The 13,569-nt window shown below is 61.4% G+C and carries 15 protein-coding genes; 11 read left to right on the forward strand and 4 right to left on the reverse strand.

The window, feature by feature from the left end:
- Positions 1-65: 65 nt before the first annotated feature.
- Together ACSBPU_RS05660 and ACSBPU_RS05665 are read right to left on the reverse strand one after the other, a co-directional pair.
- Positions 66-2,126: an AAA family ATPase gene (locus tag ACSBPU_RS05660; RefSeq protein ID WP_442596335.1), complete on the reverse strand. Its 2,061-nt coding sequence runs from the start codon at positions 2,124-2,126 to the stop codon at positions 66-68.
- A gap of 17 nt (positions 2,127-2,143) precedes the next feature.
- Positions 2,144-2,659, reverse strand: a complete 516-nt coding sequence (locus ACSBPU_RS05665) for a phage regulatory CII family protein (protein ID WP_442596337.1) — start codon at positions 2,657-2,659, stop codon at positions 2,144-2,146.
- A gap of 171 nt (positions 2,660-2,830) precedes the next feature.
- On the opposite strand from ACSBPU_RS05665, the gene ACSBPU_RS05670 reads away from it, so the two are divergent.
- On the forward strand, positions 2,831-2,995 hold the full coding sequence (locus ACSBPU_RS05670) for a hypothetical protein (RefSeq protein ID WP_442596339.1): 165 nt from the start codon (positions 2,831-2,833) through the stop codon (positions 2,993-2,995).
- Positions 2,996-3,004: 9 nt separating this feature from the next.
- On the opposite strand, the gene ACSBPU_RS05675 is transcribed toward ACSBPU_RS05670, so the two are convergent.
- Positions 3,005-3,307 (reverse strand): transcriptional regulator, encoded by a 303-nt coding sequence (locus ACSBPU_RS05675; RefSeq protein ID WP_442596341.1) that lies wholly within the window; start codon positions 3,305-3,307, stop codon positions 3,005-3,007.
- A gap of 48 nt (positions 3,308-3,355) precedes the next feature.
- Between ACSBPU_RS05675 and ACSBPU_RS05680 the strand changes: the two genes are divergently transcribed.
- Entirely contained in the window at positions 3,356-4,276 is a 921-nt protein-coding gene (locus ACSBPU_RS05680; protein ID WP_442596343.1) for a S24 family peptidase, read from the forward strand.
- A 53-nt stretch (positions 4,277-4,329) separates the two neighbouring features.
- The gene (locus tag ACSBPU_RS05685) at positions 4,330-5,244 is read left to right on the forward strand and encodes a hypothetical protein (protein WP_442596345.1); all 915 of its coding nucleotides are present in this window, start codon (positions 4,330-4,332) and stop codon (positions 5,242-5,244) included.
- A 5-nt stretch (positions 5,245-5,249) separates the two neighbouring features.
- Here ACSBPU_RS05685 and ACSBPU_RS05690 read toward each other — a convergent pair whose 3' ends face one another.
- Complete coding sequence (locus ACSBPU_RS05690; protein ID WP_442596347.1) at positions 5,250-5,495, reverse strand: phage capsid protein; 246 nt, start codon at positions 5,493-5,495, stop codon at positions 5,250-5,252.
- A gap of 179 nt (positions 5,496-5,674) precedes the next feature.
- On the opposite strand from ACSBPU_RS05690, the gene ACSBPU_RS05695 reads away from it, so the two are divergent.
- The 8 genes from ACSBPU_RS05695 (at position 5,675) to ACSBPU_RS05730 (ending at position 13,568) form a co-directional block, all read left to right on the forward strand.
- Positions 5,675-6,100, forward strand: coding sequence for a hypothetical protein (locus ACSBPU_RS05695; RefSeq protein ID WP_442596349.1), 426 nt, complete (start codon positions 5,675-5,677; stop codon positions 6,098-6,100).
- 1 nt (position 6,101) lies between these two features.
- The gene (locus ACSBPU_RS05700; RefSeq protein ID WP_442596351.1) at positions 6,102-7,094 is read left to right on the forward strand and encodes a hypothetical protein; all 993 of its coding nucleotides are present in this window, start codon (positions 6,102-6,104) and stop codon (positions 7,092-7,094) included.
- Position 7,095: 1 nt separating this feature from the next.
- Positions 7,096-8,385, forward strand: a complete 1,290-nt coding sequence (locus tag ACSBPU_RS05705) for a DUF2800 domain-containing protein (protein ID WP_442596353.1) — start codon at positions 7,096-7,098, stop codon at positions 8,383-8,385.
- Positions 8,386-8,395: 10 nt separating this feature from the next.
- Complete coding sequence (locus tag ACSBPU_RS05710) at positions 8,396-8,956, forward strand: DUF2815 family protein (protein WP_442596355.1); 561 nt, start codon at positions 8,396-8,398, stop codon at positions 8,954-8,956.
- Between the two features lie 191 nt (positions 8,957-9,147).
- Positions 9,148-9,288, forward strand: coding sequence for a hypothetical protein (locus ACSBPU_RS05715; RefSeq protein WP_442596357.1), 141 nt, complete (start codon positions 9,148-9,150; stop codon positions 9,286-9,288).
- On the forward strand, positions 9,288-9,650 hold the full coding sequence (locus tag ACSBPU_RS05720) for a YlbF family regulator (protein WP_442596359.1): 363 nt from the start codon (positions 9,288-9,290) through the stop codon (positions 9,648-9,650). Before ACSBPU_RS05715 ends, ACSBPU_RS05720 begins: the two co-directional genes overlap by 1 nt.
- A 283-nt stretch (positions 9,651-9,933) precedes the next feature.
- Positions 9,934-10,545: a BRO-N domain-containing protein gene (locus tag ACSBPU_RS05725; protein ID WP_442596361.1), complete on the forward strand. Its 612-nt coding sequence runs from the start codon at positions 9,934-9,936 to the stop codon at positions 10,543-10,545.
- Positions 10,542-13,568, forward strand: a complete 3,027-nt coding sequence (locus tag ACSBPU_RS05730) for a hypothetical protein (protein ID WP_442596363.1) — start codon at positions 10,542-10,544, stop codon at positions 13,566-13,568. Before ACSBPU_RS05725 ends, ACSBPU_RS05730 begins: the two co-directional genes overlap by 4 nt.
- The last annotated feature ends 1 nt before the right edge of the window (position 13,569 follow it).

A 13,569-nucleotide genomic window follows, 5' to 3' on the forward strand; every position in this document is an offset into this window, starting at 1 on the left:
AACGTTACGCCCGGTGTGACGCGTGACATTCTGCGAATTCATGCAAGTTGAGATTTTCAACATGTTCAAAGCCCCGCATCGAAGGAGACGCAATCGCCCACGAGAGTGAAATAATCGTTCTCCGCGAGCCACCCGATGGCACGCTTGTAGTTGTATTTCCGTTGCCGTTCTTCGATGGTGTCCTCGCCGTGGCGCCGCAAACACTCGGCGACGATGGCTTCCACCTCGATGCCGGACAGTTGGTCCTGGGCGAACTCCTGGGCCACCACCAGGGCAGCCTTGCGCCAGCGCGTCGTGGGCTCTTTCTTCGTCGCCGCAAACGCCTCCTGCGGCACTTCGTAGTTCACGACGCAACTGGTGATGAGGTCGTCGTCCTCGTCCATGCCCAGCGTCACGGTGTCCAGCACGAAGTTCCAGTGCACGCCGTCCTCGCCATCCTTCTGCTTGGTGACCTTGGCCGTGCGCAGCGACTCGTTGCGCGTGATTTCGATCTCGACGTCGGCCGCCGCTCGCAGGCCCGACCAGCCGCGCGCGCCCTTGGACGTGTCCTTGCCCGAGTGGTGCACGAGCAGCACCAGGGCGCCCGTGACGCGGTGGATCTCGCGGCAGTGGGCCAGTACCTGCCCCATGTCCTCGCCGCTGTTCTCGTTCGCCCCCGGTGTCGTCTGCGCCAGCGTATCCACGACGATGACGTCCGCGCCGCCGGAGGCGAGTACTGATTTGGCCAACGCCACGGCATCCTTGCGTTCGATGAGGTTGGGCGCGCCGGCGATGATGCCTAACGGCACGTCAGCCAGCGCGACGCCGTGCTGCGTGGCATAGGCCTGCACCCGATTCCGAAAGCCCCCCGCACCCTCGGCCACCACGTAGACGACGCGGCCCTTGCGCGTTTTGCGCTCGCGCCAGGCCTGCCCGCGGGCGATGGACGCCACGACGTCCAGGCAGAAGAAGCTCTTGCCGCTGCCGGACTCGCCGTAAACGACAGCCAGGCCCGCCTGGGGCAGTACGCCTTTGATGATCCAGGGCTGCGGCGGGTGGCTGGCGAACTGCTCGAGCGTTTCGACCGGGAAGCGCAGCTTTTCTTCAGGCTGCGCAGGAGGTGTCGAGTCTGTGTCGACACCTTCGGAGATGTCTTCGAAGTCGTTGGCGTCGCTCGCTGGTGCGGCTTCCTCGATCAGCGCATCGAAGTCCTCGAGCTCAGGCATATACCCGATGGCGCGTTGAAAGTCGGCGTCAGTGCGGTGCTCGCAATGCGCATGCAAACAGTGGAAATGGCCGTTGACGTATCCGCCCGTGTGGGCGGGCCAGTAGGCGGTCGCCGTGTCGCGCTCGTCGCTGACCGTCGAATGCTCATTCTCGAACGGGCACTGGATAAAGAGCCGACCGTCGGCGTGTGTGCTGCGCACCCGGCCCAGCTCGAACAGAAGCTTTGCGACCGCATCAATTTGATGCGCATGTGCGATCTTTTCGTGCCGCACCGTTGCGCGGGCTGCGCTCGGGTCCTGAATGGCGAAGGTCAGCGCCAGCGTTTGCCAGAGGCCTTCATACTGCTCATGCGTGAGGGTAGGGAAGTCCTCGGGTAGGCCGCCGTCCCACTCATAGCGCACGCCGCTCGGGTGTGTGCCAACGGCAATGAACTGCTGGCCGTTGTTCAGGTTCTCGACCATACCGCCGTCAACGCGAATCGTGCGTTTGACATACTCGCCCGGGACGCGGACGGCGATCAGGCATTTACCGCTGGCGCCGCGGCGCCTGATAGGGGGCGCAAAGCCCAGCGTATCGGTGATGGCCGCCACAATCGCCGCGGATCGCTGCGGGTCGGCCACGTCGATGTCCAGCGCGCGCACTTCGCGCGTCTGGACGCAAATACCGTAATCGGGTTGACGCGACCAACGATCGAGTTCTGGCTGCTCGGTCAACCGCTCGGTCCACTTCGCGAAACCGACGACGCGCCCCCCGCTGTTGTACCGGGTGGGGACCTTGCCAAGCGCCACGACCTTGGAGTCGGGGTCAATCGTTGCGTTCGGATTGCTGACCACCGGCAAAAGATCGGTGGTCAGCCCAAGCATGACACCGAAATGCGCCCAGTCTTCTGGGGTGGCTCCGTAATGAGGTCTGGGCGGCATGGGGATCACGACGGCGCTCATGGTTTGCCGGCCGCCTGACGGGCCGCCCGGATGATTTCTTCAGTCTTACGCTGGTTCTGACGGCCCAGAGCTTCAATGGCGTCTGCTTCGCGCCCAGAAATTCGGCCATCGGCGACCGCTTGGGCGATTTCAGCGGCCAGGCTGCCGTGCTCTATCGTTTTGCCGATGAGGGCGGTCTGGATGGCTTGGAGCAAGCACGCATCGGTCCCTGATGCAGCCTGGTGTTGAGCGGCGGTGAGCCCAAAGCGTCCATTGAGCGCGTGCAGCCAGTCATGCGCACGTGCTCGCCCGTCAGACTTGGTTTCCATCCACTCAGTAAGCATCTCGGCCATTTCGATCGAGATGGCCTGGCCGTCTTTGTGCTTGAGACGCGTGCGCAGCACCTCGGGATGGATGCTGCGCCCCCGGCGCACCGTCAAAAAGCGGGCAGCATCCACAACGCCACCATCGGTATTGCATACAGAGGTGTAGAGCACGTCACGCCAATCGGCGTCGGAGTAGTAGCACGTCATAGCAGACCTTGAACGGAAAGAGGTTTCAGCATTTCGCCGCCGGGTGCGACTGCGTACGATGCAGGGCATGGGCGAGGTGCCAAACATTGGAAGGGGAAGAGGGTGGAAAGGAATCTGGAAGACAAAGCGTTCGTAGCGTGGCTGCAGCTGGCTCGTGAAGCGGGGGCTGACATGCCTGACGTCACTGCCGTGGAGCGCGCGCACTGGCGGCTACGCGCCGCGCACCAGGTGTGCGAGGCGATCTTCGGCACAGCCAGCGAGACGAGCGTCATGACGACGTTCGAAGCCATCAACGCCGAATCGTTGCGCATAGGCACCATGCTGGACGCGCTGTAAGGCATGGCCCTACACCGCCTCGAGCTCGGGCCAGTAGCGCTGCCAATCAAGCGGTCGAAGCTCTTTGCGCGTGACCTGGCCGCCGGTAGCCTGCTCGATAGCGACGCAGTGAGCGGCATCAAGGCTTTTGTCGCGGGTGAGCCAATAGTGCACTTGCATGGGGCTTGCACCGACCGCATTCGATAGGGCCGTCTGCGATCCAAGCAGCTGGCACGCGCGCCGCAGGGGGGCGCGATGAGCAATTTCTGATGTTTGCATCTTTCGTCCATGGTTTAAATATTGCTTGATTAAACCACAGACGAAAAGCGTCATCAACCGTCGGAGATGTATCTTTTAATCCATTGTTTATAGAATGAGCGCATGGCACTGGGACACAACATACAAATGCTACGGACCGCTGCGGGGTGGACACTTGCCGCCCTGGGCCAACGGGTGGGCACTAGCCCGCAAACTATCTATAAACTTGAGAAGACGGACGCCCGTCGTTCGGAGTACGCCGGTGCCATTGCGAAGGTCTTTGGCTTGCCAGGTCCAGAATGGCTCACGCTGACGGATATTAAAAGCGAGCATCAGGCCGGCGATTTGTTGAAGCTAGTGAAGAAACCACTCTCGCTGCAGGATATGGGAACGGCCGGCACGGCCACACGGCAATTGCTCGAGCTCGGTCTCGGGATGTTACCAGGGCCTGAGCAGTGGGACTCAGAGGCGGAACGCCACTACCAAGAGGCAGACCAGCGAGAGGAGTTTATCCAGATGCTGGCGAATCACCTTTCCGAGCCGCTTAGTTTTGATACGTTTTTCTCGGAAGGGCGCCGTGAGCGGAATATAGCGAAGGCGCCGCCTGACGTGCGCCGCGTGCCCGTACTGAGCTATGTCCAAGCCGGCGCCATGACCGAAGCTGGGTGTGTGGACCTGTCGCAGGCGTACGACGACTACATTACGACCGACCTGGATTTGTCGGAGCAGTCGTTCGCGCTGGAGATCAAGGGCGATTCGATGGTGGCGCCCCCGGGCAGCGCCGAGGATTCATTTCACGAGGGCGACCGCATCATCGTCGATTGTTCGGTCACACCGTTACCTGGTGATTTCGTTGTTGCCAAGAACGGTGAGCACGAGGCCACCTTTAAAAAATACCGGCCCCGCGGCGTGGACGAGCAGGGCAGGGACGTGTTCGAGCTCGTGCCTTTGAATGAAGATTACCCGGCCATGCGCAGCGATCGCCAGCACCTGGAGATCATTGGCGTGATGGTGGAGCACAGGCGGTATAGGAAGAGAAGGTAGCCTGGGTGGAAAGATCGCACCGGACTGAGTCATATTCGAGGGGGTGTAACGAGATGATGCTTGATATACAGGATGATTCTGAGTCGACCGATAGCATTACGTGCTCGAAGCAGATATTCAACCGACCGCGGTATGCCGGGCCGCTGCGTTTAGAGTCAGCCGAAAAAGTCCAAGTGGTAGCGCCCTATGACTTACCTCGCGGTGACTGGGTGCGCTGCGGGCTTAACGGCTGCACCACCGAGCATGGCAAAGGCTATGTGATCCGAGCAGAAGATGGCCGCGAGACCAATTGCGGGCACATGTGTGGCAGCCGGGAATTTGGTGCAGTCTTTGAAGAATTTGTTGCAGACTTTCAAAGAAGGAAGGTGGATCAAGCGCGGCGCGCAGTGCTGACGGCGGCGCAAACCGAGGCGGCCCCTATGCTCTCCACCGTTGAAGCGTTGGTTCCTCAACTCGAAGAAAATACAGATCGTGTGTGGGAAATCATGGATGTGATTACGAGGGATCCAGACGTCTCTCGCAAGTTCCACGAGATTCTCAGACTCGGCGGGCGAGTAAGTGTTGAAGAGCGAATAAGCGAGGATATACGCAAGGCAACCGGGTCGGCCGCTCGCTTCACGACCAGAACTATTGCGACGATTGAAGGGGGGCGGTCGGCCCTTGATGGCGGTCGGCCCCTCCAAACCATTAAACAGAATGTCCTTCCCGGTCTGCGTCGACTTCTGAGCCTGAACTTGCAAGAAGTGTCCCCCGACGACGGTGACAAGCTCTCTTTGGAAATCGCTGAAATCCGGCGGCAAATACAACGCGCGCAACAGTATATTGAAGACGCCCACCGGTTCACTTCTCTGAGTAACCTCCGAGCCGTTGCTCTGCTTGGCGAAGTGATGGCGAACCGGTCAACCCGGGCGAGCCGAGCATTGCGAGCTTTGGATCGACTCATTGAAGAAATCGGGGCGAGGCAGTAGCGCACTCAACCCACGCAAGAAACTACATCAGACGGGCATACTTTTGCCACGCGAATTTGAGCATCCAAAAGATCGCGGGCCCAAGCCATCGCGCGGATATGCGCAAGCCTGCATGTTGGTGGGTCGCTGAACTCGAAGTCATAAACAACGATAGCCAACATACCCTTGTGGTCGATCTCGATTTCAACACGCCCTATCTTGGTCATGCTGGAATAATCAGGCTCATCTGCCGGCACGGGTACTGGATGCATACACACCTCCACTGATGGTTCAGCGCGATTATCGCGCATAAGCCCTAACCCGCCCACCCCACGAGGTGGGCTTTTTTGCGCCCAACAATTAAACCGAAGACGATTTCGTTTGACTTTATTTTAATCCGTGGTTTATCATGGCCTCCATATCAACCGAGGTTTAAAAGGAGCCAACGCCAATGTCACTCGAACGAGCCATCACCGAAAACACCGCCGCCTTGCAGGAGCTGATAGCCATCCTGCGATCCAATGATTCGACCGCGACAGCGACCGTTAAAGTCACGACCAAGGAGCAGCCCGCCACAAAAAAGGACGAAAAGGTCCAATCATCGGCGCCGACCCAAACTGCGTCCGACAGCTCGGCCAGTTCCTCGACCGAATCGCCCAAAGCCGACGCGCCCGTGGGTGTTGAGTACGTGCAGATTCAAAAGCTCGTGCCGCAGATTGCCAAGACGCCTGAAGGCACCGAGAAGGTTGTTGCACTGTTTGGTCGATATGGCGTCAAGCGTGGTCCGGAACTCAAGCCCGAGCAGTACGACGCGTTCTACGCCGACCTGGTGAAGGTCGATGCCGGCGAGCTCGACCCACGCACGGCGGAGGTCTGACATGCAGATCACTACCGACCTTTTACGTAAATGGTCCGCCTGCCGCGACGGCTATGGCTGGTTTGTTGCCAAGTTTCCGCAGGGCGGCACCTATAGCGAAGTGCAGAGAGCACTGCGTGCCGACAAACGCTACGACGATTCCAACTGGTTGACTGAGCGTGTGTTTTCAAGCCTGTTGGAAAACCCCGAGCAGATCGCACCCTTGGTGAAGGTAGAAGTGGCCGAAGCCCTTGAGGAAACGAAGGATTCTCCGAATTCCTCCAGCGGCAACTACAGCACGGCGGCCTCCAGCGGCAACTACAGCACGGCGGCCTCCAGCGGCTACGCCAGCACGGCGGCCTCCAGCGGCTACGCCAGCACGGCGGCCTCCAGCGGCAACTACAGCAAGGCGGCCTCCAGCGGCGACTCCAGCAAGGCGGCCTCCAGCGGCAACTACAGCACGGCGGCCTCCAGCGGCAACTACAGCAAGGCGGCCTCCAGCGGCAACTACAGCACGGCGGCCTCCAGCGGCTACGCCAGCACGGCGGCCTCCAGCGGCAACTACAGCACGGCGGCCTCCAGCGGCTACGCCAGCACGGCGGCCTCCAGCGGCTACGCCAGCACGGCGGCCTCCAGCGGCAACTACAGCAAGGCGGCCTCCAGCGGCGACTCCAGCAAGGCGGCCTCCAGCGGCAACTACAGCACGGCGGCCTCCAGCGGCAACTACAGCAAGGCGGCCTCCAGCGGCAACTACAGCACGGCGGCCTCCAGCGGCAACTACAGCACGGCGGCCTCCAGCGGCGACTCCAGCAAGGCGGAAGCTAAAGGCGAAAAGACGATCGCCATGGTGGCCGGACTGAAAGGTCGCGCACGGGCCGGTGAGAAAGGAGCGTTTGCGTTGCCGTGGCTCGATGGTGAACAGGTCCGCATTGCGGTGGGGATCGTCGGCGAGAACAGCATTCTGGCCGACACCTGGTACCGCGTCGGTGAGACCGGTCAGTTAGAGGAGGCCTGACATGGCCGACCACGCAATTCTTTCCCCGTCCGCTGCGTCACGCTGGACGCGCTGCCCCGGCTCGGTGCACCTCGCCAAATTCGAGCCGGACACGTCAAGCGCCTACGCCGATGAAGGCACCGTCGCGCACATGATCGCGGAACTTTGCCTACGAGGGGGTCGCGATGCCAAATACTACGCGGGGGATTATGTCCGCGTCCTCGATGGACAGGTCCAGCTCTGTCCCGAAGAAGGCAATGACACCAACTACGGCAAAGGCACGGTGCTCATGGTCAACGACGAGATGGCAGAGGAAGTACAGAAGTATCTGGACTATGTGCGCCAGGCTAGCGCGGGCGCCGAACTTTTTACCGAAGAGCGCTACGACATCAGCCACATCGTGCCGGAATGCTTCGGCACGAGCGACACCACCATCTTGCACCCGGACGGCGAGCTGCACGTCGTTGACCTGAAATTCGGTCGGGGGGTGGAAGTGTCCGCCGTCGAGAACGAGCAGATGATGCTTTACGCGCTGGGTGCTGTCGAGCGCTTTTCGCTGACGCACGAAATTACCAGTGTGCGCATGACGGTGCACCAACCGCGGCTGAACAACGTCAGCGAGTGGATGATAACGATTGACGAGCTCATGCAGCGCGCCGAGCGATTTCGCGCCGCAGGCGAGCGCGCTATCCAGTTCCACTACGACGCGGTGCCGACGCCCGAGGACTTCACGCCCGACGCCAAGGCCTGCCGCTTCTGCCCGGGCAAGGGCAACTGCGAAGCGCTCACCCGATTCGCGCTCACGACCATGGCTGACGACTTCGTCGATCTGGAAGCCGCCGGCGACACGCTACCCGGCCTGGTCGACGCCGCGACCGAACGCGTTGGCGCGATCGACAACGACCTGCTGGGCAAGCTGCTGCAGCACATGGACCTCGTCGAAGGCTGGGCGAAGGCGGTGCGCGCCAGGGCGGAAGCCGAGCTGTTGGCCGGTCGGGACGTCTACGGCCACAAGCTCGTGGAAGGTCGCAAGGGCCGACGCGAGTGGGTGGACGAAGCGGACGCCGAAGCCACGCTGAAGGCCATGCGCCTGAAGAAGGACGAAATGTACGACTTCAAGGTCATTTCGCCGACCACCGCTGAAAAGCTGTTCAAGGAGTCGCCGCGCCGGTGGGATCGCGTGCGCGATCTCATCCGCCAATCCCAAGGAAAACCCTCTGTCGCTCCTGCCGACGATCCCCGCCCCGCGCTGGTTGTTGCGCCAGAGAATGATTTCGACGATCTCACCCAACCCGCCACCGATCTTGTTTAAGGAAATAACCATGAAAGTAAAACTCGCCAACGTCCGCCTCTCGTTCCCCGACCTCTTCGAAGCCAAGCAGTTCGAAGGGCAGGGACCTTTCAACTACCGCGCGTCCTTCCTGTTCCCGCCCGACAGCCAGGCGAAGAAGGACATCGACGCGGCCATCCAGGCCGTGGCTGCCGAAAAGTGGGGCAAGAAGGCTGACGCCATCCTTGCCGGGATCCTGCCGAACAGCCAAAAGTGCTGCCTGATCGACGGCAACACCAAAGAGTACGACGGCTACGAAGACATGTTCGCGCTGTCGGCCACGCGCAACCAGGAGAAGGGGCGCCCCCTGATTATCGACCGCGACAAGACGCCGTTGGGCCAGGCCGATGGGAAACCCTACGCCGGGTGCTACGTGAATGCCACCGTCGAAATCTGGGCGCAGGACAACAACTACGGTAAGGGCATACGCGCCAACCTGCTGGCCGTGCAGTTCTCCCGCGATGGCGACGCCTTCGCCGGGGGCAGCGTCGGCAGCGAAGAAGACTTCGACGATTTGAGCGCTGATGCCGACTCCGCCGACAGCCTTGTATAGAACCTGAGCGGGAACCTCCCACCTCCTTGAGAACGACCGGGGAACGGGCCACCCGGTACACAGGCTCTTATCACCAACTGACGTCGCCCCTCGTCCTATACGACGTCAGTCCGGTGCAAAAGCGGCGGGGGTTCGCAAGTGGCAAGCCGCAAATTCGAGCAACGGCCCAATTCCTTCCCGAGGTGATCGATATGAAAGACGTTACATGGAACGATTTTTACCAGTGGGCCCGTGCTGCTGGCTTTTCGCCGCGTCTGCTGTCGCGCTGGGACGCTGACTGTCTGGCGCTGCAAGATCTTTTCCTGCAGCGCCTGCCGCAAGGAGTGCACTGATGAACTACCAAAGCACCCCCGATGATGTCCTCGAGCGCCACCTGGTTGCCGAGCCCAACAACATTGTTCTGATCATGGAAGCTGCTCGTCGGTTCCCCCGTGCTATTGACGAGGCTGTCGCGTTGGCAGCGAACGATGAAGCGTTGTCGGATGCCAACAACGAGATCGATGAGCTGAAAGCAGAAATCCAGACTTTGAAGGACGAACTGAAGCAGGCCGAAACGCGGGCTGACGAGCTTCAGAAGGAGCTGGATGAATCGCCCACCCAGTCGCAGTTGATGGAAGCCCAGGCGCAGATCACGGCGCTGCAGGCCGAAGTCAGCCGCCTGAACACCGTGTTGGAGTTGGTCAGCGATGTTTGACATGTTGACCCCTCCGCACTCCGGGCGTATCATGACCCCGTCGCTGGTAAACAACCAGCGCACGGGTTTGGAAGCCCGGAATAAGAAGGCGCGCAGCCGCCTGGAAACCGTTCACGCGGCTATTTCTTCGTCTGCGCGCAAGCATGGCACTCCTATGGGCGGGCCGTGCGGGAGGGCTTCGGCCCTGCCGGTTCCTTCTTTCCGGTCTTCCAACCCGCACGTGTCCGCCCACCCCGTTTGGAAGCGGGGCGGCGGTTCATCACCGCAAAGAAGGAGTCCTGCCATGACTGGTACGTCTATGGGCGCGCTCGCGCCCACAACCGTGGATTTCCACGGGCACCCCCTCACCATCATTAACCGAGACGGTCAGCAATGGCTATCGGCAGCGGATATTGCCCGCGCGCTGGGATACGCCGCCAGCGATGCCGTCAGCCGCATTTACCGCCGCAACGTCGACGAGTTCACGCCTGGAATGTCATTGACGGTCAATTTGACCGTCAATGGAATCAACGGCAGCCAGCGCGAGAAAGAAGCCCGCATCTTCACCCTGCGCGGCGCCCACCTCATCGCCATGTTTGCCAGCACCAAAGTGGCCAAGGAATTCCGCCGCTGGGTACTGGACATCCTGGATAAGGAAGCCGCGCCGCCAGTTGCGCCCGCCCCGACCTTTGATCCCACCCAGGCCCTGGAACGCTTCCTGTCGGATGGCCGCTACTTCGTCACATTCAAGAACAAAACACTGTCCCTGCGCCAAATCGATGACGACGCCTTCGTCATCCCGGCCAGCCGCTTTGCTGCCGCCATCGCGCAACCGGGGTCTGGGTTCACGACACCCCAGCTGATTGAGATCGTCCACGCGGCCGCCAGTAAGCTCAAGGCGAGGGGGCGGGTATGACGCGCAAACTCTTCTATGACCTCGAAACCTATAGCCCGGTCCCGATCAAGCATGGGACACACAAATATGCTGAGCAGGCCGAGGTGCTGCTGTTCGCCTATGCGTTCGACGACGGCCCTGTGAAGGTATGGAGCCCGATCGAAGAGCCCGGCCTGTTGGCGCCGAAAGAGCTGCGCCAGGCCGCTGAAGATCCGGACGTGCAGTGGTGGGGCCACAACTCAAACCAGTTCGACTGGACCATCATCAAGCACGCCATGCCCGCGCTCGCCGAGCTTGTCAGCCCGGCCCGTCGTTTTGACACCATGGTGCAGGCCTACGCCCACGGTCTCCCCGGCGGGCTGGATCTGCTGTGCGACATCTTCGACCTGGACCAGGACCAACGCAAGTTGAAGACCGGCAAGGCGTTGATGCGGCTTTTCTGCATTCCGCCGGCCAAGAACCTTGTGCGCGGCCGTGCCACGCATGAGACACACCCGTTGGAATGGAAGCAATTTCGCGAGTACGCCACCAACGACATTGTGTCGATGCGTATCGTGCACGACCGCATGCCACAGTGGAACTACCCGCGCAACGCCGACGAGATGGGGCTGAACCAGCTCGATCAACGGATCAATGATCGCGGCGTGCAGGTCGACGTGGAGCTGGCCAGTGCGGCTATTGAGGCGATTACCGCTGCCCAGGCGCAGCTATCCAAGCGCACGCAGGAATTGACCGCCGGCGACGTCGCGAACGCCACGCAGCGCGACAAGATGTTGGCGCACTTGGTCGAAGCCTTTGGTGTGGAACTGCCCGACCTGCGCAAGTCCACACTCGAGCGCCGTGTCGCCGACCCCGAGCTTCCGGCTGGCCTACGCGAACTGCTCGCCGTGCGCTTGCAGGCCAGCACCACCAGCACGGCCAAGTACCAGACGCTGCTGCGCGGCGTGAGCGTCGACGGGCGCCTGCGCGGCATCCTGCAGTTCTGCGGCGCCGCGCGCACCGGGCGCTGGGCTGGGCGGCTATTTCAACCTCAAAACCTCCCTAGGGCCTCCCACGAGCAGGACGAGATAGACGCCGGCATCGAGGCCATCAAGACGGGAACCGTCGATCTCCTGTTCGACAACGTGATGGCGATCACGTCCAGCACGATCCGCGGCGCCATCGTCGCGCCCGAAGGCAAGAAATTGGTCATCGCGGATTTGAGCAATATCGAAGGGCGCGTGCTGGCCTGGCTGGCCGGCGAGTCCTGGAAGCTGAAGGCTTTTCGCGACTTTGACACGATCATCGGCTACGACGAACGCGGCAAGGAAATCCGCGCTGGCCACGACCTTTACAAGCTGGCCTACTCCAAGTCTTTCGGAGTGGCCCCTGACCAAGTCGACAAAGATCAGCGCCAAGTCGGAAAGGTACAGGAACTGGCCCTGGGCTACGAGGGCGGGGTAGGGGCGTTTCTCACGTTCGCCGCAGCCTACGGCATTGACCTGGAAGCGATGGGCGAACAGGCATACGACAGCCTGCCCGCTGATCTACGGGAAGAGTCCGCCGGCTTCTTCGCCTGGTGCGTAAAACAGAAGCGCAACACCTTCGGTCTGACCGAACAGGCGTTCGTCGTGTGCGACACCTTCAAACGCTCATGGCGCCGTGCCCATCCCATGGTGGCCAGCCTGTGGCGCGAGCTCGGCGACGCGGTCGTGACCGCAGTATTCCAGCCGGGCGTGACGTTCACCGTGCGCAAGTTGAAGGTGCGCCGCGACGGAAATTGGCTGCGCATCGGCCTGCCCTCGGGCCGGAACCTCTGCTACCCATCGCCGCGTGTGGACGACGGCAAGTTCAGCTACATGGGCATGGACCAGTACACGAAGAAGTGGCAGCGGATCCATTCCTACGGCGGGAAGTTGTGTATTGCCGAAGGCACCCTGGTGCTGACACGTACAGGCTGGGTACCGATCGAGGCCGTCCCCTCCGGTGCGCAAGTCTGGGACGGCATCGAATGGGTGCATACCGATGGGGCCGTCTGTAACGGGCGCAAGGACGTTATTGACGCATACGGCGCCTGGATGACCGCAGATCACGAAGTATTGACTGTTGAGGGGTGGAAGCATGCATCACAGGGCCATCGATATGACCGGCTTCCGTGTCGGTTACCTGACGGCGTTGCGGTACCACGGCAGCGACGGGAAGAAGTCACTGTGGCTGGTGGCATGCCAGTGCGGCGAGCGAATCACGATAGCCGCCTCCGAACTGAAGAAGTTGGCTCAACGCGGGGTGATTGCGTCATGTGGCTGCAAGCGCAGGGAGACTATCGCCCGGCGTCTGACACAGCACGGCATGAGCAAACACCCGGCGTTCGCGGTATGGCGCAGCATGCTCGACCGATGCCGTCTCCCATCGCATCAGGCCTGGCACAACTATGGGGGGCGGGGCATCGCTGTGTGCAAGCGGTGGCAAGCATCCTTCGAGAACTTCTGGGCGGATATGGGTCCCTCGTATCAACCGGGGCTGACGTTGGACCGCGAGGACAACGACGGGAACTACGAGCCGGGCAACTGTCGGTGGGTAACCCCGATCGTCCAAGCGAACAACACGCGGAAAAACCGACACGTCGGCGGTATGACGGCGGCGCAGTTCGCCGACAAACACCAGCTGGGCCGATCGACGGTCTATTACCGGCTGGCGCGCGGGGTGTCCGTGGAACAGATGGCCGAACGACCAGATACCGGGCGCCAGTTTACGACTTGCTCAACTGCGGGCCCCGAAGCCGTTTCGTAATCGCAGCTGCCGGCCAGCCGCTGATTGTTCACAACTGCGAAAACGTGACCCAGGCCGTCGCGCGCGACGTCCTCGCCAGCTCCATGCCGGCCGCCGAGCAGGACGGCTACGCCATCGTGCTGACCGTGCACGACGAGCTGATCACCGAAGCCCCCGACACTCCCGAATACACCCATATGCGGTTGGCCGAGCTCATGACGACGCAACCGACGTGGGCAGCCGACCTTCCGCTGGCCGCCGCCGGCTTTGAAACGATCAGATATAGGAAAGACTGAT

The sequence above is a fragment of the Parapusillimonas sp. JC17 genome (assembly GCF_052180245.1).
Lineage (GTDB): Bacteria > Pseudomonadota > Gammaproteobacteria > Burkholderiales > Burkholderiaceae_B > Parapusillimonas.

Bases quoted from the DNA above. Each gene is read 5' to 3' on its own strand.
- ACSBPU_RS05660 (WP_442596335.1), bottom strand. From the start codon at position 2,126: ATGCCGCCCAGACCTCATTACGGAGCCACCCCAGAAGACTGGGCGCAT.
- ACSBPU_RS05665 (WP_442596337.1), bottom strand. From the start codon at position 2,659: ATGACGTGCTACTACTCCGACGCCGATTGGCGTGACGTGCTCTACACC.
- ACSBPU_RS05670 (WP_442596339.1), top strand. From the start codon at position 2,831: ATGCCTGACGTCACTGCCGTGGAGCGCGCGCACTGGCGGCTACGCGCC.
- ACSBPU_RS05675 (WP_442596341.1), bottom strand. From the start codon at position 3,307: ATGACGCTTTTCGTCTGTGGTTTAATCAAGCAATATTTAAACCATGGA.
- ACSBPU_RS05680 (WP_442596343.1), top strand. From the start codon at position 3,356: ATGGCACTGGGACACAACATACAAATGCTACGGACCGCTGCGGGGTGG.
- ACSBPU_RS05685 (WP_442596345.1), top strand. From the start codon at position 4,330: ATGATGCTTGATATACAGGATGATTCTGAGTCGACCGATAGCATTACG.
- ACSBPU_RS05690 (WP_442596347.1), bottom strand. From the start codon at position 5,495: ATGCATCCAGTACCCGTGCCGGCAGATGAGCCTGATTATTCCAGCATG.
- ACSBPU_RS05695 (WP_442596349.1), top strand. From the start codon at position 5,675: ATGTCACTCGAACGAGCCATCACCGAAAACACCGCCGCCTTGCAGGAG.
- ACSBPU_RS05700 (WP_442596351.1), top strand. From the start codon at position 6,102: ATGCAGATCACTACCGACCTTTTACGTAAATGGTCCGCCTGCCGCGAC.
- ACSBPU_RS05705 (WP_442596353.1), top strand. From the start codon at position 7,096: ATGGCCGACCACGCAATTCTTTCCCCGTCCGCTGCGTCACGCTGGACG.
- ACSBPU_RS05710 (WP_442596355.1), top strand. From the start codon at position 8,396: ATGAAAGTAAAACTCGCCAACGTCCGCCTCTCGTTCCCCGACCTCTTC.
- ACSBPU_RS05715 (WP_442596357.1), top strand. From the start codon at position 9,148: ATGAAAGACGTTACATGGAACGATTTTTACCAGTGGGCCCGTGCTGCT.
- ACSBPU_RS05720 (WP_442596359.1), top strand. From the start codon at position 9,288: ATGAACTACCAAAGCACCCCCGATGATGTCCTCGAGCGCCACCTGGTT.
- ACSBPU_RS05725 (WP_442596361.1), top strand. From the start codon at position 9,934: ATGACTGGTACGTCTATGGGCGCGCTCGCGCCCACAACCGTGGATTTC.
- ACSBPU_RS05730 (WP_442596363.1), top strand. From the start codon at position 10,542: ATGACGCGCAAACTCTTCTATGACCTCGAAACCTATAGCCCGGTCCCG.